A 19,110-nucleotide genomic window follows, 5' to 3' on the forward strand; every position below is an offset into this window, starting at 1 on the left:
CTCCATCTTTAATCGGCGTTATGCTTACAGCATTCATTCGGAACGTTCCTTCTTCGCCTTGGCCCGTGCCCTGATCTTATCCGCATATCCCGGCTTGTTCACCTGACGTTCTCTTGCAATTGCCAGATCGCCGGACGGCACATCATGCGTCACCGTAGATCCCGCTACAACATAAGCGCTATCGCCGATTGTTATAGGAGCTACCAGATTGACGTTGCTGCCGATGAATGCGCCGTCTCCCACTTCTGTGACTGCTTTGTTGAAGCCATCGTAATTAACCGTGATCGCGCCGCAGCCCACATTCACATCCTTGCCGATCTTGGCGTCGCCAATGTAGCTCAGATGGGATACCTTGGAGCCGTCGCCAATCGTGGCATTCTTCACTTCTACGAAGTCGCCTACCTTGCAGCCGCGACCAATGACAGCGCCGGGACGCAAGTAAGCGTAGGGGCCGATAGCACTGTCTGTGCCGACTTCCGCACCTTCCAATACGGAGTGCTTCACCGCCACACCGTCGCCCAGCTTGGAGTCCTGTATATCTGCACCGGGGCCGATCACACAATCTTCCCCGATCACAGTAGAGCCTCGCAGCACCGTTCCGGGATACAGGACCGAATCCGCGCCAATCTGTACGCCCGCCTCGATATAAGTGGACGCGGGATCGACCAGTGTCACCCCGCCAAGCAGATGGCTACGATTAATGCGTTCCCGCATGAGCCGCTCCGCTTCTGCCAGCGCTACCCGGTCGTTGACGCCTATCGCTTCGGCGTGATCATCCGTACAGTATGCCTGTACGATATCTCCCGCCTCCCGCATCAGACCGATAACGTCAGTCAAGTAGTATTCACCTTGCGCGTTATCGTTCGTCACTTGGCCAAGCGCTGCGAACAGCTTGCGGTTATCGAAGCAATACGTGCCGGTATTGATCTCCTGTACCTTCAGCTCTTCTGCACTGCAGTCCTTCTGTTCCACAATGCGCTTGACGGTTCCGTCCTCACCCCGAATGACCCGTCCGTAGCCGGCCGGGTCATCGAACTGCGCTGTCAAGACCGTCGCAGCCGCACCGCTGGATTCATGCAGCTTCAGCATCCCCTCGATAGTGGATGCCTTCACAAGCGGCGTATCGCCGCATATAACGATCGCCGTTCCCTCTTCCCCGTCCAGTGCCGCTTCCGCTTGGCGCGTGGCGTGTCCGGTGCCCAATTGCTCAGCTTGCAGCGCATAGTGCACTTCGTCTCCAAGATAAGCCTGAACCTTCTCCGCACCGTGTCCGACGACGACGACCGATCGATCGCACGCTACCGCGCGTATCGTATCCATCACATGTCCCACCATCGGTTTGCCGCATACGGGATGCAATACTTTATATAATTTGGACTTCATTCGTTTGCCTTTGCCAGCTGCCAGTATAATTGCCATTCGCTTCATCGTACAGCCTCCTCTTCCAACCAAACTCATCAATGACTATAGCTTATATTGTAAAAAAAGAAAAGAGAGCGCTCGGCTCTCTTCTCCACGGAACACAATCAATCGTACTTAGTCCAAACCAATTTAAGCGCCTTCTTCAATGGCAACCTCATCGGCTGCCCGCTCATATTCCGCAAGCACTGCGGATTGAATCTTCTCCCGAGTAGCGGAAGAGATCGGATGAGCGATATCGCGGAATTCACCATCCGGGGTACGCTTGCTTGGCATCGCTACGAACATACCGTTGTTGCCGTCGATGACGCGAATGTCATGAACGACGAATTCATTGTCAATGGTAATGGAAGCAATCGCCTTCATACGTCCCTCCGAATTAACACGGCGGAGTCTGACATCAGTAATTTGCACTTGTGTTCACCACCTTTGCCTATCAGAGACTTGGTGTATACTTCCACGTTTTAATTCAAAATCCTGCTAAAATTTTGGTAATTTGATGCTATATTTAAAATTTTTTTTAAGATTGAATTTTTTTCGGTGTCATTCGACATCAGTCGATGCAATGACCTCGATTTCGACAAGTACGTCCTTGGGCAGTCTAGCCACTTCAACGGCGGAACGAGCCGGCTTATGGTCGCCAAAATAAGAGGCGTAAATCTCGTTCATGCTTGCAAATTGATTCATATCTTTCAAGAAAACGGTTGCCTTGACGACTTGACGCAAGGAAGCTCCCGCCTCAGCGAGCACAGCATCCAGATTGCGGAATACTTGGTGCGTCTGCTCCACTATTCCCCCTTCGACTAATTGTCCTGAAGCATCCAGCGGGATTTGCCCTGAAGTAAATACCAGCCCCCCCAGCTTCAACGCTTGAGAATAAGGTCCGATCGCGCCCGGCGCTTTATCGGTAGAGATTACGGTCAGTTGCTGCTTGTTCGTCATGACAATCGCTTCCCTTCTTGGATTATGAATTGAAATAGTTGCCTGGCACAATGTTCATCTGCTTCGTCTTCATATCGACCGCCGTAAGCTTGGCCAGCGATATATAATCTTCAAGCAAGCGTTCTTCCCGCTCGACGTCTCCGGACTCGACGAATACGCCTACGCCTGCAACCGTCGCATTGAACTCGTACAACAAGTCAATCATTCCTTGAATCGTTCCGCCGGCTTTCATAAAATCATCGATAATTAGCACGTTCGACCTTTCCTTAAGCGCGCGCCTTGCGAGCGACATCGTCTGAATCCGCTTCGTGGACCCCGATACGTAATTGATGCTTACTGCGGAGCCTTCTGTCACCTTATTGTCTCGGCGCACGATGACCACAGGGATATTCAGGCAAGCGGCTGTCGCGTAAGCAAGCGGTATCCCCTTCGTCTCCACCGTCATAATGACATCAATCTGACGATCGCGGAACGCCGTGGCGAACAGCTTGCCCACATCCGCCAGCAGATCGGGCTGGCCGAGCATGTCCGTCATATACAGGTAGCCGCCCGGGAGGACGCGATCAGGCTGCTCTAGCCTGGCGCATATATCATGCATGATCGCAAGCGCCGTATGCTTCGGCATAACAGGCTTGAACTTCACTCCGCCAGCAGCTCCAGCAAGCGTATGCAGTTCGCCAATGCCTTCCTCTTCGAACACTTCCTTAATAATAGCCAGATCCTCGCTAATGGAAGACTTGGCGGACCCGTATCGATCAGCGAATGCTGTAAGCGAAATTAACGTATGGGGACGAGTCAATAGATACTGTGTCATTTCCACTAGCCTAGCGCTTCGCTTCAACTTCTTCACATCGATCTCCCCCAATAAAATCCGAATATTATAAAGTCAATATAACACTTTTATACGGATTTAAGCAAGAAACCTATGTAAGCATTCTTACCACATATACTTCTTTGCAGAAGCCTCTAAGACCGTTATAGATGCGAGCCAGCTTCGCTTCCTTGGAGACAAGCCCGAATACGGTTGGGCCGCTGCCCGACATCAACACGCCATCGGCGCCGAGACGAATCATACTTTCTTTGAGTTGACGCACTTCAGGATACAGCTCTAACGTAACGGTCTCCAGCACATTGCCGAGATTGCCGCACATCTCATGGAATGAACCTCTTGCAAGAGCCTTCCTCATACCTGCGATTGAAGGATGCGTCTTCAGTTCATTCGCTCTCAGCCGTCCGTATACATCGGCTGTCGATACGTTGATCGGCGGCTTGGCCAATACGACCCAGCATTGCGGCGGGCAATTAATCGGCTCCAGCTTCTCTCCGCGACCGCTTGCCAATGCCGTTCCCCCCGTTACGCAGAACGGTACATCAGAGCCCAGCTCTGCACCGAGCGCGCACAACTCCTCCTCCGGGATGTTCAGCCTCCACAGCCGATTCAACCCTCTCAGCGTTGCCGCGGCATCGCTGCTTCCCCCTGCCAGACCGGCAGCTACCGGGATTTTCTTGTCCAGGTGGATATAGACCCCTTGCTGCACCTCATATCGCTCTTTAATCAGTCTAGCAGCCTGGAATGCCAGGTTTTTCTCATCAAGCGGGATATAACCTACTTGGCTCGATATAATGATCGTATCGCGCGGCAGCTCCGACATTTCCAGACGATCGGCCAAATCCACCATCGTCATGATCATCTCTACCTCATGATACCCGTCTTCCCTTTTGCGAAGCACATCCAGCAGCAGATTAATTTTAGCAGGAGCTTTCTCATAAATTTTCATGTTTCTCTATTCACCCGTTCGTTCGTAAGCTTAAGCCTCATTATATCAAACGAACACAATAAAAGCTAAACAATGGCATCGCTTGACAGACGCCCATCATTTAGCTTTCATACGACCTGTATTAGTGAGGTTGTTCTTTCGCTGCTGCTTGCTCCGCAAGCTGAATTGCCCGCTTCACCATGTTGCCTGCGTCCTTGGCTTTAATGCCTCCCCATCCTTCTTCCTGAATCGTATCGTAAAACCCCAAATCTTTCGCAAGCTCAACCTTCAGCCCTTCCGACATCATTCCACGCCTTCTGCGGCCCATACGTACACCCTCCATTCCATTTTTCCCACTTGGGACTACCCGCTGCAGTACAACAACCGTCACTCCATAGTAGTATGCATTGCCGCAAAGGCAATCATGCACTTCACGAAGATAGAAAAAAACGCAGATCCCTTAAGAGATCTGCGCAGCGCCCCATCTCGAGGCATTCGTTCTGCTTGTCACATCTATTGCTGAAAAGCGATTCGGACTTGACCTTCGTCATTACAAACGGTCACTTCCACTGACTCCGTCAAAATATCCGCATAGCTGTAGGATACACGCTTGAACGCATGCTGCTCTTCATCCAACTTCACAATGAAGACAGAAGGGTAGATTTCTTCCAACGTGCCGGTGCGTTCAATAGTCTTTCGGCGACCACCGTTTGCCCGAAGACGGATTTTGGAACCAACATGAGCTTCTAAGCTGCGTTTTATATCCAATAGCGCATTTTTAGCCATTGTCCACTACCACCTCTTTCCTTGTCCATTATAACCAAAAAAAGGGGTGGTGTCAAATAAAACAAAATATTATATCAGTCTATCATTTAACTTGTCAACGGTCATTTTCGCCATTTTATAAAAAAGTTATGATGTTACTTTCCGTTTGGGGAGACCTACGCGGAAGCGGCCCAAAGTCTCAATGCCGCCTACCCCATCAATGCCGCTGATTGTCCCATGGATGACCTCCGGCAAATTAATCGTATCGCGAATCGGCGTATAGCTGGCTTTAATCGCGACATAAACCGGGTCCAGAGCATGAATCAAAATGCGACCGGGCGAGCTCGCGAAGTTAGATCCGGCATCCAGCAGCGCTTCGAAGTGCGATTGGCAGGCGCCGGCAACAACGATAAGGCCGTCGCGGCTTTTTTCATATTCTCTTGCTACCCGGACGGCGTTGACAAAGTTCTGGGAATTTTTATAACTCGCCAAGCTAAACCTCGTGTCCGGTGATCGCAGCTTTAGAACGCCGTCATGACCCGTAATCACAACAATATCCGGTCTGACTTGCGGTAGCAGCCGGAACAGCATATTGGCCATTTGAGACTCGTGAAGATGCAAGCCATATGCCGGTACACTCATGGTGTTGTATAATTGCATACTCTTCTTCAAATAGTTGCCGTCTCCGTCAAGATGAAGCACTTTGCCCGGAACCTCGAAGTATGTTTCTTGAAGTGCCGATGGCCTACTGGATTGTTCGGAATGAGATACCTGCTTCCGTCTTTCCAATTGCATCCTCTGCCACGATTCATTGACCTTGATGCGTACCTTCTGCACGACAGGCGTCGATTCGGGATTATCTACGATAGACAAATCATCGAGAGGCGAATCCGCCAGCAGCCGATAATCAGTCCCTTTCAATATTGCATACTCTGATCGTAACGCCTCCACTCGGAACAACACATCGCCACCATAAGAATTGCGGACGACCAAGTCCCCTTGCCTCATACGTTAATCACCTCTCCGTCTATCCTATGGGCGGGCGGATAGAATGGTGATGGATTTCTACGATAGTGGCGAAGAGAGCCATCCCGTGTTCTGCAGCCCTTCTGTAAGACGGCCGAATTCCTCCAAGGAGAGCGTTTCACCTCGTCTGGAAGGCTCGATGTCCAGACGATGCAGCAACTCGTTAAGCGCTTCTCTGCGATCCTTGCCAACAACTACGGTCAGATTATTAGCGAGCGTCTTCCTTCTCTGTGCGAACGAAGCTTGTACAATCCGGAAGAACATACGCTCATCCTGTACGTCTACGGCCGGCTTGCTGCGCAAGCTTAGCTTGATAACAGCGGAATCCACATTGGGCTGCGGAATGAAGACAGTATGCGGCACATGGCATACAATACTCGTCTCGCAATAATATTGCACCGCCACGCTCAAGCTGCCGTAATCCTTCCCGCCCGGCTTCGCAGCCATCCGCTGGGCGACCTCCTTCTGAATCATTACGACGATATGCTCCAGAGGCAGGCGTTCCTCCAGCAGCTTCATCAGAATTGGCGTCGTCACATAATAAGGCAGATTCGCTACGACACTGACTCCCGACACATCGGAGAACTGCTGCTCGAACAGCTCCTTCAAATCCAGCTTCAGTACATCCCCGTGCACCACCCGCACATGCTCTTCCCCTTCCAGCACCTCTTGCAGAATTGGAATAAGCCGCTGATCCAGCTCAACAGCTGTCACCTTGCCCGCTTCAGTGGTCAGACGCTGCGTCAGCGCTCCGATACCGGGACCGATCTCAAGCACACCCTTCGTCTTGTCCAGCTCCGCTGCTGCCACTATGGCGGTTAAGATGTTGCCGTCTATCAGGAAATTTTGTCCCAGACTTTTCTTGAACGAGAAGCCGTGTCTTGTAATAATCTCTTTCGTACGTTTAGGCGTTGCCACTATGTCATACATGCTTGTGCTTTAACCCCCTTCATCCAATCCTGTTAGCGCATCTAGAAATTCTTGCTTCGTAATGCGGAAGCTTGTACATCGCTTATAAAACTGTTTGCCGTTGGCATAACCGATACCGAGCCGCTTGCCGGCCTCCAGTCGCCTTCTCGCAGCGTCGGGATGCACGATAAGCCCTGCCTGCATCAGATCGTCCCACGTTACCTCTCCGGCTACATCATCTGTTTCCGTTCGCAGCTCCGCCAGCGCTTTTCTAATCGCGTCAGGGCTGGCGTTCTCTATTCCGATATCGCCTTTATTATAAGCTTGCTCCTGCGGCAAGAACGCGTGCTTGCAGCCCGGAGCGTGACGAGCGACTATTTTTCGTATTCGTTCCCCGGCATGATCGGGATCGGTGAATATGATAATTCCCCTGCGCTTATTGGCCAGCTCAATTCTTCGCAATACTGCCTCTCCGATCGCAGAGCCGTTCGTTTCAATCGTATCCGCTTCAACCGCCCGCTTAATGGCAGCTGTGTCGTCCTTTCCCTCTACGACAATCACTTCTTTTATCATGCTTGATCCCTCCTTACTGCGTCAGAGTCATATCCATTATCTCCAATGCGGACAGAACATGCAAAAAGAAGAGGCGCGGCCTCTTCTTATCATGGCATCATTCATTCATTTGTTTGCATACGAGCTTAGAAAAGATAATTATGATGGCTTTCAGCTAGCCACGGGCTTCTTAGGTCCGATGACATATACGGTGTAGCCCTTCTTGCGGCCAAACTTCATCGCATAGCCATGGCTGTCAAAGTATACATCAATTTTATTGCCCTTAATTGCACTTCCCTTGTCCTCTGCGCGACGGAAGCCGATGCCCTCGATATACACCCACCACCCCATTGGAATGATACTGGTATCGACCGCAATCGTTCTGCCTTCCTTCACGCGTGTGCCGGATGCAGTAATGCCGTACTCCGGATGATCCTCATCCTTCCCGGTAGATTGAACACCGGCTGAATAGGCGGTAAGCGTCACATTCTTCAAGACCTTCTTCGCATTGAACGTTATGCTGTCCTTCGTTACCGTCGCGATAGCCGGACTATTGTTGCTCAGGACCGTCACCCTCGGCTCCGGCTTCTTCGTACCAATCGCAACCACTTGATCGACAACCTTGGTCTGCATAATTTCACTGATCATATTGCTTGCGACGAGCACGCCGTCCTCATACTTCTCTTGGTACTGCTCGATAACGACGCCTTCCTGGCCGGTCTGAACAATCTTCTCCTGGCCCTTCTCCAGCGTAGCATCTTCCTTCGTTACTACGGTGAACGGAACAGCTTTCTCCTTCTCCTTCACTTTCGTATCGACACGTACAATGGTGACTGTCTCATCTGCAACAATCTGCTGATCCGGCGACGGATATATTTTATCCTGTTCCCTTATGGATATATCAGTTTCTTGAATCGCTGCCTGTACCGTTCTGCCTGTTGTATATACGGTCGTTGTCTTGCCATCTGCTTTAACAATAACAGGTATCGCATGAGTTACCTCGATACGATCGCCGTCCTTAATCGGTGAATCAAGTGGGACTGACACCTCGTCATGAGGTCCAATTGTTATAGCTTGTTCATCCAGTAGGCGTTGCAGAACCCATTGCTTCGTCTCCACAACGGTTTCTTGTCCATTCACTACAACGGATACGCTCTTAACAGCCGTTCCGTACAACAACACCATAAACATGAAAGTCATAGCGATTGAAATTGCGGCACTCAAAATAATCAAACGCAGGTTTCCATGCTTCCATCGCATTGCGAAAGTCATGCTGGATGATCGTTTCCCATGGGTGTCCTCTAATTGGATAGCGCCCACTTCATCGGTCCTCCTTCATAGCCCCGCCGCCAAGTGTTACGCATGTTACAACTGACGCGACTATATCATATTCACGTGCAAGCACGCTTTCCAGATCAAGAATTGTCCTCCCACCTCCCTCATTATCCCTATGACGACAATTTACAGTTTATTCAATATGCTGAAGAAGTCGTCGACTGAAGCAAAATGGGGGTAGGCGCCTGAAGCTTGCAGCTCGGGATGTGCGAGAGGAGATTGGAGAGGTATGAGAGTTGCTTGACACTGGAAATCCAATACAAAATGAAAAGCTCTGATTTGAATCATACATTCATCAGAGCCGAGTTGTAAAGAAGCTAAAAAATTCGATTTTCATGAAAAAATGGGGTAAAAGAAGAAAAAAGAATTGATTTCTCGGTTAAAAATCAGTTTTTATGTGCGAAATGTCTCTATTTCTCTTCTTTTTAACGGTTTTCACTCTATTCGGAAACATTTTTTACCGTTTTCCATCGTAATTATGGCCAATTCCTCAAGAGAAATGCCTTTAAGTTCAGCAGCTGATTGGGCAACATAGGTAACATATGACGGCTCATTTCTCTTCCCTCTAAATGGGTGTGGAGACAAATAAGGGCAATCTGTTTCGATGAGCAAACGGTCTAATGGAACCTTTTCCAGCACCTCTTTTGGTACCCTTGCATTTTTGAACGTAACGGGTCCGCCGAATGAAATATAAAAGCCCATATCCAAACATTTCTTGGCCGTCTCCCAGCTTCCGGAGAAGCAATGCATCACTCCGCCTACTTCGTCTGCATTTTCTTCCCGGAGTATTCTCACGACATCTTCATGGGCGTCGCGGTTATGAATGACGATGGGCTTGTCCACCTTGCGGGCAAGCGCAATTTGTTCGCGGAATACACGGTGCTGCACTTCTTTCGGTGACGTATCCCAATGATAATCAAGCCCAATCTCGCCGATCGCCACGACTTTTTCATGACTGCACAGCTCTTCAATCCACTCCAGATCTTCAGGCTTCATATGGATGCTGTCTACAGGATGCCAGCCTACAGCCGCATAAATAAAATCATAAGCTTCCGCAAGCGCAATTGTCGTTGGAATCGTTTCACGGTCGAATCCAATGTTGACGCACAATCCAACTCCCGCTTCCTGTGCCCGCTGTATGACTCCGTCGCGGTCTCCTTCGAATTTCTTTGAATCCAGGTGAGTATGAGTATCGAACAATACACTCATGGTGTCAGCACTCCTTTTTTATTGCAGATTAATTCAAATGAAATAGCTCTTTCATTTTTTTCGATAAAATATTTTTATTGCTGATCAACGGCTCTTCGGGATAATACAAATGATACTGCCCTTGGTGGAGTCCGGTAATGGAACGAACAATGTCGGATTTCAAGGAAATCTCACTGACGCTCTCCTTGTGATCCAACAGCAAAATAGGAGCTTTTTCTCTCTTTTCGCCAATCTTCAAGTCCGGTCGATAAACATCGTAAGGCAAGTCGAACGGATAATCAATCTCCATATGGTAGTCAGGATGCAAGCCTATCGATTGAAAAGCTCTCGATACTTCGCCAAGCAACTCCTCATCAGGATTGTCCATCGTGATATACTTATACAACCTCCGATGAAGAAACCTTCTGCACAGATCACCTAGCAATTCGTCTCCTTCATTAGACCATTCCTGGAATGCTGTCTGCAATAACGACTCGTCCAGCTTCATGTAATGCTGCAAAGTCATTTTTTGCTCCAGCAAACTCTTAAGCGGGAGAGGCATATAATAGAAGGAATAGCCACTTTCATATAATTCCTTCGCCCTGCGGAATACTTGGCGCAATATAATCTCCGAGCTTCTTGTCACCGGGTGAAAGTAAATCTGCCAATACATCTGATAACGTGACATTAAATAATGCTCCACAGCATGCATGCCGCTCTCCTTCACGACAATTTGCCCCTTGAAAGGACGCAATACGCGAAGAATGCGCTCCAGATCGAATGTACCATAATTGACGCCGGTGAAATATGCATCGCGAAGCAAATAATCCATTCGATCGGCATCCATCTGACTTGAGATCAAGCTAACTACGATCGGCTTCGGGTATTTCTTCTTAATAACCGCCGCTACCTTGTCAGGGAAGTCTGGCGATACTTGGCGCAATACGGCATTAATCTCAGTATCCCCCTGCAGAATACGGCATGTCCATTGCTCATGGTGAGTATGGAATACTTCTTCCATGGAATGCGAGAACGGACCATGGCCCACATCATGCAGAAGCGCAGCGCATAGCGACAGCAACCGCTCCTCCTGCGGCCAGTCCGGATAACCATTTCGCTCGAACTGGGAGATAATTTTGCGGGTAATTTCATATACACCAAGTGAGTGGGAGAAGCGACTGTGCTCGGCGCCATGAAAGGTCAAGTAAGTTGTTCCGAGCTGCCTGATTCTACGCAGCCTCTGGAATTCCATCGTATTAATTAAATCCCATATCGTTCGGTCTTGTACATAAATATACTTATGTACGGGATCCTTGAATACCTTCTCTTCCGTTAACGGTCCACACATATCCTTATCTCCTTTATGTTCATATTTTCGACACAAAGCGATAGTTTATGTGTCGAAAAGTGTCGTATTATTGTTTCCAAATTGTCGAAGCTGTTGTATTCTATTACAGAGCTATTATTCCAACGAACTGCCAAAACCTCCTGTACATATGGGGATCTCGCGCATCTTTGGAGGTTGACTGTTTTGGGAAGAGTTGGTATTATAGTAATTATAGAACTCACAAAGTTTGTCGAATTATGACGAATTAACTTTATCGAGAGGGCGGATAGATTATGATGAAATCAACAGGTATTGTACGTAAGGTTGACGAACTAGGCCGCGTTGTTATTCCTATCGAATTGCGGCGCACGCTTGGCATTGGCGAGAAGGATGCGTTGGAGATTTATGTGGACGGAGAACGCATCATGCTGAAGAAATATGAGCCGGCATGTATCTTCTGCGGCAATGCTGAGAACGTATCTTACTTTAAAGGTAAAATTGTTTGCCATATTTGTTTATCAGAAATGCCTTCACCTGTGACAAATTAATAAAAATCAGTTATAATTAAATTATCTACTTGTTAATTCTAACCTTTTTATACTCCTTGATGCCTTCCTGCGCTAGAACCCGGCCAGGAAGGTCTTTTTTTTCTCTACTGGATTCACGTGTTCACTTCATTATAGACTTCACGCTTCGGCAATCCCCGATCGACCGCCGTCTTCTTTATCGCTTCCTTTCTATTCGTTGTAGCTTCATAATGGGCAACGTGCTCATGAATGGTAAGTTCCGACCACCATAGCTCTTCATTAGCACGCCTTGCTGCCTGTTCCTTACTCATTCCTTCCACTATAATGCAGTATTCTCCCAGAGGAGAATGCTCGGTGAGCCAAGCGATGCATTCGTCCAGATTGCCCCGCAACGCTTCTTCATGGCGCTTAGTCAGTTCTCGAACTAATGCAACCGAGCGATTGCCCATATGCTCGCGCATCGCTTCCAGCGTCCGCTGCAGCCGATGTGGCGATTCATATAGAATTAAGGTAGCCTCATGAGCGGTCAGCCCCTGCAGCCACTTGCCGAGCTGCTTCTTCTCCCTTGGGGGAAAGCCTGCGAACAAGAACCTCTCCGTCGGCAAGCCGGATATAATTAAGGCGGATAGCGCAGCGTTCGCTCCAGGAATCGGAATAACCGATATATCCGCAGCGACTGCTTCGCTCACAAGCTCTGCTCCAGGATCAGAGATAGCTGGCAAGCCGGCATCGCTGACCAGCGCAATGGACTTGCCATCCTGCATGAGCCGAATAAGCTCAGGACCGCTAGCGTTCCGATTATGCTCATGATAGCTGACCAGACGTGTAGATATTTCAAAGTGTGTCAGCAGCTTTCTCGTCTGTCTCGTATCCTCCGCAGCGATCAGATCCGCTTCCTTCAAGATGCGGATCGCTCTCATCGTCATATCCTCCAGATTACCTATCGGAGTACCTACCAAATATAGCTTTCCCTTCGACGATTCGCTGGAGAAGCTCTTCTGAATGTTCATACAATCTGCACTCCTTCGTCATTATATACCATTATTGGAGGCAACAGCTTTATATCAGGCTTCCCATCTCTTGAAGCTTCGATCAGTACCATATTCGCTTCAGCGCCTGCATGCGGATGAATGAATTGAATGCGCTTCGGCTCCAGCCGCCATCTTCTAAGCGATTCCATGATGTCCAGAAGGCGGGATGGTCGATGAACAAGCGACAGCTTGCCACCTGTCCGAAGTAATCGGCAGCATGCCCTGGCGATATCCTCCATGTTGCAATGAATTTCATGACGCGCAATCGCGTAATGTTCGTTTTCATTTTTGTCGCCTGCGGTAACCGGCATATAAGGAGGATTAACCGTTATTGCATCATATAGGCCGTTACCTGCTTCCTTGTAATACAATCTCAGATCGGCTTCTATGACAGATATATGATGTTCTCTTCCATTCATCGCCACACTTCGTCTCGCCATATCGGCCAATCGAGGTTGAATTTCAATCGCGTCGATGCGCGCTTCTGTTCTCTCCGATAATAGAAGCGGTATAACCCCGTTGCCTGTACATAAGTCGGCAATTCTTCCTTTCTTGGGTATTGTTGCGAACCGAGACAGCAATACAGCGTCTAACGAGAAGCTGAATACTTCTCTACTCTGAATAATTCGCAGCCCGGAATCTGTTAATAGATCATCGATTCTTTCATCTGCTGCCAACTGCAGCTCCATCCCTTCAGACACACTATTCTCTCCTTTATTGTTTCAAAAAAAACCGTCCTCTCTATAAAGGACGGCCTGCCATTTGAATTTCCCTATTTATTTAGAAAAGACAGACAGAACAAACAATCTCCTTCCGTACGGAGATGCCCGTAGTACACATTGCAAATGTGAAATCCTTCATGATACAAGCGCGTAAGGTTGTCATGGCCTTCTCCCACAGCGAATGACGAATCGTGATGACCTTGTGGTGCTGTTGCGTCATCGTTGTTCCCTATATTATCGCTCATGCTAAGCGATGAAGGATTATGGTCTGGCGGGTTCTCACGCTTCAATACTTGTCGCAGCTGTTGATTCTCCATATGCAAACGCTTATTCTCCTCAAGAAGCTCCTTCACCATCTCCTTGAGCGCACTGAATTCCGTATGGAACAACCCGACTCGATTATCCAATTCATTCATCTGAGCAAAAATATTTTTCTTCTCCAAGTTCCCACCCCAGAGCTTATGCGTAGGCTATCGCCCGCTCGTCAAATATCCCGTGCTTATTTCACGACTACATCATCCAGCGGCAATTCCTTCGGCTTGCCGGACACTTCAAACAGCTGTACATAGACGCTCTTGGACGAAGCATTTATGCCCGTTACTTTGCCTTCCCCATAGGAAGTGATAACAATCTTGCCTACAGCAGGCAATTCTTCACGCACACTCTCATAGTTGTCATGCTCGTACTTCAAGCAACACATCAGTCTGCCGCATAGTCCTGATATCTTCGTCGGGTTCAGCGACAAGTTCTGATCCTTGGCCATCTTGATGGACACAGGTTCGAAATCGCCCAGCCATGAAGAGCAGCATAATACTCGTCCGCAAGGTCCAATTCCTCCAAGCATCTTCGCTTCGTCCCTTACCCCAATCTGTCTCAGTTCAATACGGGTCCGGAACACGCTGGCCAAGTCCTTCACCAGCTCACGGAAGTCTACACGCCCCTCAGCAGTGAAATAAAAAATAATCTTGTTACGATCGAATGTAAATTCGACATCCACGAGCTTCATGCGAAGGCCATGGTTTTTAATCTTCTCAAGACAGATCGTGAATGCGGATTTAGCCGCCGTCCGATTCTCGTCCACGACTTCGGCGTCGGCATCGTTGGCAATCCTGATCACCTTCTTGAGAGGGAGGACGACGTCCGATTCACCGACTTGTTTCTGCCCCACTACCACCTTGCCGTATTCGATACCGCGAGCGGTCTCAACAATGACATGTTGATCTCGATCCACTGGCTGATCGACCGGGTCGAAGTAATAGATCTTGCCCGCTTTCTTGAAGCGGACACCGATGACATTATACAAGGATTAGCCCTCCTGTAGTTTTACCAATAGTTGCTCAAATGCAAGCTGCGGCGGCACATTGGCTCTAATGCGCTTTCCAGCTTCGAGCGTATGCTCCATGCACAACACCCAACCAGCAAATGAGCGGTTATACGCGTTATTGCTTATCCAATCCAACTGATCTATGAAAACCATCTTATCTTGCCTTCCGGCCTGGAACTGTGTGAAGTCTTTAAACCAAAGCATAAACATAGACAGTACCATTGGCATATGTGCTGCCAACTCCGTCTTGAACAACGCTTTCTGGGCAGTGAGCATCGCCGCGGTGAATCGGGTAGAACACTCCTTGCCTAATTGTATCACTAGGTTTCTGATTTCTGCAAACTCATTCTGTTGGATTAATTCCCTGACTCCTTCCAATCCGGAGGATAAATGGACTGCGGCTCGGACAAGCGTAGGGGAAGCTCCTTCATTTATCAGCTTCGTTAGCATATAATCCGGTGACAAAGGGAGAAAGGGAACCCATTGGGTACGTGAGCGTATCGTCGGAAGAATGGCTTGTCCGTTATCGGTAATAAGAATGGCAACTACAGGCGATTGCGGCTCCTCCAGAAATTTAAGCAGGCTGTTGGCAGCCGCCAACGTCATCGTCTCCGCCCGCTCCATAATGTAAACCATTCGTTTCGCACCGGAGTTTCGATACGCGAAGCTCCTTTGCAGTTCCCGGATTTGTTCAATTTTTATGCTTGCACCGTCTGGTGCAATTTGTTTCAGCTCCTGCTGGTTGCCATGCTCCAGCTTGCGGCACTCGATACATTCGCCGCACGCCGCCTCTCCTCCGACTGTACAGAACAGCGCTTTAGCGAATGCGAGAGCCATCGTCATCTTGCCGGTTCCAGAAGGGCCATGAAAGAGATAAGCATGCGATATTTTCCCGCTCTGCAATGCATGGCCCAATATGCGCTTTGCTTTCCATTGCCCGGTCGAAGCAGTCGCCGCTTCACCTTCTGTCATGGTTTGATGATCCACTTTGTAACAACCTTCCTTTAGAACAGATAATTAATAAGGATACCTCGTATCTCACCCATCTTATTCAAGAGATCGATTCTTCCTTCTTCCGTGTGCAGCATGTCCTCCGCCATTGAGATGAGAATAGCGTCGATTTCATCCAGCAGCTTATAGCGCTTTACGCGTCCACGTCGGTCGAAGCCACGCACTTCTTTCAGCCCGACGCCTCTTCTCAGCGTATCCTCCAGGAATCTCTTCACCATCTCACGATACAGCTTCAGTTCGCGTACTGTCATATGTCTGCCCAGACGCTCTCCCTGCCGCTGAAGGTCAAGGAACTTCTGCTGCAGTTCCTCTTGCGTTCGCTCTGTATCCTTCTGCATCATGACTTCCGCGAAGCCCATTGATGAAGTTGACTTCATCAATGTATCATTATTCGTCCGGTTCTGCCCGAGCGGGCGGAAGCCTTGATCTACTCTCATATACTAGTCACGTCCTTTAGAAGTGCTCGAAGCGCTCTACTGGAACCACGAATACGGTCGCTCCACCGATCTGAACTTCAACCGGGAATGGGATGTAAGAATCTGTCGAGCCGCCCATCGGCGACACAGGCGTGACAAGTTGGTCGCGCACTTTGCAATTGGAGCTGATCACATTGAACACTTCATGTACACGCTCGTCTTCAACACCAATCATGAACGTAGTATTTCCCGAGCGCAAGAAGCCCCCCGTACTCGCAAGCTTTGTTGCGCGGAACCCTTCTCTTACTAGTGCATTCGACAATCTATTGCTATCCTTATCCTGAATGACCGCAATAACCAACTTCATGCTCATTCCCCCTAACCAGAAATATGATTATTCTTTATTTATTGGACACGCTTACCTGATATTCCTTCCAGACAACGACTGACAATGGCCAAAACTTGATTAAACACTGCTTCCGGCTCCTGTTCCGCATTGACCTGATGGATACGCTCCGAATACTCTGCGGCTAACTGCAGATACCCTTCCCGCACAAGCTCATGAAAGCTATGCCGTTCCATGTCAAGCCGATTCATTTCCCGTTCCGGAGCTCTTGCAATACGCGCTAATCCCACTTCCGGCGATACGTCCATATAAATCGTAAGTTCCGGCATAATCTCTCCGATGGCAAATGCGTTAATCGCCCATATCTCCTTCATGCCAAGCCCACGCGCATGCCCCTGATAAGCGAGACTGCTATCCACGAACCGATCGCAGATAACCACCTTTCCATCACGCAGTGCCGGTATAACCTTCTCCACCAAATGCTGTCTGCGGGCTGCCGCATAGAGCAGAGCTTCTGTCCGTGCATCCATCTCTGTGTGCCCCGGGTCCAGAATGACAGCTCGTATCTTCTCTGCGATCGGAATACCTCCAGGTTCGCGAGTTGTCACTACCTGGTACCCTTTACTTTGCAGCGTATGAGCGAGTTGTTCAATAAGTGTCGTCTTGCCTGCGCCTTCTCCGCCCTCTATTGTAATGAACGATCCCTTATTCAAGTTCCTGCCCCAATCTTTTTGTTTCTTTCATTTTAACAAAGGGCTTACCTCACTACAATGAACATTTCTGTCGACGTCGCCTGATTACCCAAGCTTTAATCGTGAATAACCGTTATCGACTGCATCTTGACATCACATGCTCCTTGAAATTTCGCTCCAACGCTTGCCAGTCTGCTAATTTGCTGAATGGCTTCTTCCGTAATCGGCTCGCCTCGATATAGTAGAGGAATACCTGGCGGGTATGGAATGACGTTCTCGGCTGACAGCCGGCCGACAGCCTCTCTCAGTGGCAACTGAACAGTCTTTGCCTGATCGTATGGCCCTCTGTGGAAAGCTGTAGGCGCTCCTATACCATCGCCTTGAGTCGGCTGCAGAGCAGTTGGAGTAATTGCGACCGGATTCGATTGGTATAGTGGCGCAACATTCTGCTGGATACGTATCAATGACTGCTTCAGACGTTCCATCTCTTTTTCTGTTACTGATACGCTAACGACAAGCACTACATATCTGGCATCAGACATCTCAGGCCAGCATCCATCGCGTTCCAACTCTTTATGGAGTTGTACGCCAGACAATTGTCCGCTGCTGTCGAATAGTACTATTCTTAAAGGATCGTATTGCAAGTCTTTATTACGCAGTAGCGTTGCCCCATACATATCCTGTATAAGAAGGGACTTCTCCTCCAGCCAGTTGCGGAATTGATCGACTAATAGAAGCGCCTTATGGAACAGCCGATCCTTCTCACAATCCATTATTGCTCGGGAAATATCCAGCGAAGCCATTATCGGAAAGGAAGGGCTGGAACTCTGCACCATAGATAGATGTTCACGTAATACATCGCGTTTGATTCTACTTCCTTGGACATGAAGCATTGCACCCATAGTCATCGCTAGCAATGTTTTGTGTGTGGATTGCACGACTGCATCCGCTCCCCCATATATCGCAGATGTAGGAAGTGCCGGATGCATGCTGTAATGTGCCCCATGTGCTTCATCAACAATAAAGGGCTTATCGTAGTGATGCGTTAATTCTATATAAGACTGCAGCGGCGTATTGATCCCGTAATAGTTCGGAGTAGAGAATATAACCCCTTTCGCCTCGGGATAACGTTGTAGTGCTTGTTCCAATTGCTTAAGCGATGGCACAGTAGCTAGTCCTGAATGACTGTCATACTGCGGGGCTAGAAATACGGCAGATGCACCTGCCAGCTTCAACCCGTTCACAATGGACTTATGAACATTGCGTTGTACGATAATCAAATCACCTGGCTGACATAATGCCAGTATGATGGCTATATTGCCCGACGTGCTACCACCCACTAGCAAATAGCTATGTTCTGCTCCGAAGCATTGTGCTGCCAGACGCTCAGACTCCGCAATGCACGCTTCCGGATGATGTAAGTCGTCTGTTGAAGACAGCTCCGTTACATCGATCTCCATAATGGAGATGAGCGGGTGGTAATCTGATTGAGCTAGTCGTTTTGACGCTATCCATTGTCTAAGCGCATTACCGTAACGATGTCCAGGCACATGGAAGCTGACAGGGTCTTTAGATAGATGCTTCATTAACATTTCGTAGATAGGTGCTTTTAGTTCACTCATGTTTCATTGTGCATCCCTTTCAACTTCGTTTATCCTTTCTCTTCATTGTACTTCAATTCATGCATCATAGGATAAAAAAAGAGCAACCCCCGCAATAATCTGGACCCTCTGTCAAGGACACTTTAAAAAAGAGTGGTATTGAAGATTTACGAGGCAGACAAAAGATGATTCCTGTATTGAACAGGGGTCATCTTTTTTA

The 19,110-nt window shown here is 48.7% G+C and carries 23 protein-coding genes; 1 reads left to right on the plus strand and 22 read right to left on the minus strand.

Translation table 11 applies throughout. The features are described 5' to 3' along the window. Positions 1 to 33 precede the first annotated feature (33 nt). The 13 genes from glmU to ACFQ2I_RS22635 form a co-directional block, all read right to left on the minus strand. Complete coding sequence (gene glmU, locus ACFQ2I_RS22575; RefSeq protein WP_377568366.1) at positions 34 to 1,428, minus strand: bifunctional UDP-N-acetylglucosamine diphosphorylase/glucosamine-1-phosphate N-acetyltransferase GlmU; 1,395 nt, start codon at positions 1,426 to 1,428, stop codon at positions 34 to 36. Between the two features lie 123 nt (positions 1,429 to 1,551). After that, positions 1,552 to 1,833 (minus strand): septation regulator SpoVG, encoded by a 282-nt coding sequence (spoVG, locus tag ACFQ2I_RS22580; protein WP_262678586.1) that lies wholly within the window; start codon positions 1,831 to 1,833, stop codon positions 1,552 to 1,554. Positions 1,834 to 1,962: 129 nt separating this feature from the next. Beyond that, on the minus strand, positions 1,963 to 2,361 hold the full coding sequence (locus tag ACFQ2I_RS22585; protein WP_377568370.1) for a RidA family protein: 399 nt from the start codon (positions 2,359 to 2,361) through the stop codon (positions 1,963 to 1,965). A gap of 22 nt (positions 2,362 to 2,383) precedes the next feature. Next, positions 2,384 to 3,211 (minus strand): pur operon repressor, encoded by an 828-nt coding sequence (gene purR, locus ACFQ2I_RS22590; protein WP_377568372.1) that lies wholly within the window; start codon positions 3,209 to 3,211, stop codon positions 2,384 to 2,386. 73 nt (positions 3,212 to 3,284) lie between these two features. Continuing rightward, on the minus strand, positions 3,285 to 4,139 hold the full coding sequence (gene ispE, locus ACFQ2I_RS22595) for a 4-(cytidine 5'-diphospho)-2-C-methyl-D-erythritol kinase (protein ID WP_377568375.1): 855 nt from the start codon (positions 4,137 to 4,139) through the stop codon (positions 3,285 to 3,287). Positions 4,140 to 4,260: 121 nt separating this feature from the next. Continuing rightward, complete coding sequence (locus tag ACFQ2I_RS22600; RefSeq protein ID WP_377568378.1) at positions 4,261 to 4,446, minus strand: small, acid-soluble spore protein, alpha/beta type; 186 nt, start codon at positions 4,444 to 4,446, stop codon at positions 4,261 to 4,263. A gap of 185 nt (positions 4,447 to 4,631) precedes the next feature. Next, entirely contained in the window at positions 4,632 to 4,904 is a 273-nt protein-coding gene (veg, locus tag ACFQ2I_RS22605) for a biofilm formation stimulator Veg (RefSeq protein ID WP_116050072.1), read from the minus strand. A gap of 126 nt (positions 4,905 to 5,030) precedes the next feature. Beyond that, on the minus strand, positions 5,031 to 5,891 hold the full coding sequence (gene yabG, locus ACFQ2I_RS22610; protein WP_377568381.1) for a sporulation peptidase YabG: 861 nt from the start codon (positions 5,889 to 5,891) through the stop codon (positions 5,031 to 5,033). Between the two features lie 57 nt (positions 5,892 to 5,948). Continuing rightward, the gene (rsmA, locus tag ACFQ2I_RS22615; RefSeq protein WP_377568384.1) at positions 5,949 to 6,839 is read right to left on the minus strand and encodes a 16S rRNA (adenine(1518)-N(6)/adenine(1519)-N(6))-dimethyltransferase RsmA; all 891 of its coding nucleotides are present in this window, start codon (positions 6,837 to 6,839) and stop codon (positions 5,949 to 5,951) included. 9 nt (positions 6,840 to 6,848) lie between these two features. After that, a complete protein-coding gene (gene rnmV / locus ACFQ2I_RS22620; RefSeq protein ID WP_377568386.1) occupies positions 6,849 to 7,391 on the minus strand; it encodes a ribonuclease M5 in 543 nt (180 codons plus the stop codon). A 150-nt stretch (positions 7,392 to 7,541) separates the two neighbouring features. After that, the gene (locus ACFQ2I_RS22625; protein ID WP_377568389.1) at positions 7,542 to 8,603 is read right to left on the minus strand and encodes a ubiquitin-like domain-containing protein; all 1,062 of its coding nucleotides are present in this window, start codon (positions 8,601 to 8,603) and stop codon (positions 7,542 to 7,544) included. 537 nt (positions 8,604 to 9,140) lie between these two features. Continuing rightward, a complete protein-coding gene (locus ACFQ2I_RS22630) occupies positions 9,141 to 9,914 on the minus strand; it encodes a TatD family hydrolase (protein WP_377568393.1) in 774 nt (257 codons plus the stop codon). Positions 9,915 to 9,942: 28 nt separating this feature from the next. Then, on the minus strand, positions 9,943 to 11,241 hold the full coding sequence (locus ACFQ2I_RS22635; RefSeq protein ID WP_377568396.1) for an HD domain-containing protein: 1,299 nt from the start codon (positions 11,239 to 11,241) through the stop codon (positions 9,943 to 9,945). A 272-nt stretch (positions 11,242 to 11,513) separates the two neighbouring features. Between ACFQ2I_RS22635 and ACFQ2I_RS22640 the strand changes: the two genes are divergently transcribed. Beyond that, positions 11,514 to 11,768, plus strand: a complete 255-nt coding sequence (locus tag ACFQ2I_RS22640) for an AbrB/MazE/SpoVT family DNA-binding domain-containing protein (RefSeq protein WP_377568399.1) — start codon at positions 11,514 to 11,516, stop codon at positions 11,766 to 11,768. Between the two features lie 113 nt (positions 11,769 to 11,881). Here ACFQ2I_RS22640 and rsmI read toward each other — a convergent pair whose 3' ends face one another. The 9 genes from rsmI to ACFQ2I_RS22685 all read right to left on the minus strand — a co-directional run bounded on the left by rsmI (position 11,882) and on the right by ACFQ2I_RS22685 (position 18,911). Further along, positions 11,882 to 12,757 (minus strand): 16S rRNA (cytidine(1402)-2'-O)-methyltransferase, encoded by an 876-nt coding sequence (rsmI, locus tag ACFQ2I_RS22645; RefSeq protein WP_377568401.1) that lies wholly within the window; start codon positions 12,755 to 12,757, stop codon positions 11,882 to 11,884. Next, positions 12,754 to 13,467 (minus strand): tRNA1(Val) (adenine(37)-N6)-methyltransferase, encoded by a 714-nt coding sequence (locus ACFQ2I_RS22650; RefSeq protein ID WP_377568431.1) that lies wholly within the window; start codon positions 13,465 to 13,467, stop codon positions 12,754 to 12,756. The genes rsmI and ACFQ2I_RS22650 overlap by 4 nt, the downstream gene beginning before the upstream one ends. An 83-nt stretch (positions 13,468 to 13,550) precedes the next feature. Next, positions 13,551 to 13,943, minus strand: a complete 393-nt coding sequence (locus ACFQ2I_RS22655) for an initiation-control protein YabA (protein WP_377568404.1) — start codon at positions 13,941 to 13,943, stop codon at positions 13,551 to 13,553. 56 nt (positions 13,944 to 13,999) lie between these two features. After that, on the minus strand, positions 14,000 to 14,803 hold the full coding sequence (locus ACFQ2I_RS22660) for a PSP1 domain-containing protein (RefSeq protein ID WP_377568407.1): 804 nt from the start codon (positions 14,801 to 14,803) through the stop codon (positions 14,000 to 14,002). A gap of 3 nt (positions 14,804 to 14,806) precedes the next feature. Further along, complete coding sequence (gene holB / locus ACFQ2I_RS22665; RefSeq protein WP_377568433.1) at positions 14,807 to 15,796, minus strand: DNA polymerase III subunit delta'; 990 nt, start codon at positions 15,794 to 15,796, stop codon at positions 14,807 to 14,809. Positions 15,797 to 15,828: 32 nt separating this feature from the next. Beyond that, a complete protein-coding gene (locus ACFQ2I_RS22670) occupies positions 15,829 to 16,272 on the minus strand; it encodes a YaaR family protein (protein ID WP_377568409.1) in 444 nt (147 codons plus the stop codon). Between the two features lie 16 nt (positions 16,273 to 16,288). Continuing rightward, entirely contained in the window at positions 16,289 to 16,618 is a 330-nt protein-coding gene (locus tag ACFQ2I_RS22675) for a cyclic-di-AMP receptor (protein WP_377568412.1), read from the minus strand. 38 nt (positions 16,619 to 16,656) lie between these two features. Then, on the minus strand, positions 16,657 to 17,310 hold the full coding sequence (gene tmk, locus ACFQ2I_RS22680; RefSeq protein WP_377568415.1) for a dTMP kinase: 654 nt from the start codon (positions 17,308 to 17,310) through the stop codon (positions 16,657 to 16,659). A 95-nt stretch (positions 17,311 to 17,405) separates the two neighbouring features. Next, positions 17,406 to 18,911: an aminotransferase class I/II-fold pyridoxal phosphate-dependent enzyme gene (locus ACFQ2I_RS22685; protein ID WP_377568418.1), complete on the minus strand. Its 1,506-nt coding sequence runs from the start codon at positions 18,909 to 18,911 to the stop codon at positions 17,406 to 17,408. Positions 18,912 to 19,110: the final 199 nt, after the last annotated feature.

This window comes from Paenibacillus chungangensis, assembly GCF_042675905.1.
Taxonomy (GTDB): domain Bacteria; phylum Bacillota; class Bacilli; order Paenibacillales; family Paenibacillaceae; genus Pristimantibacillus; species Pristimantibacillus chungangensis.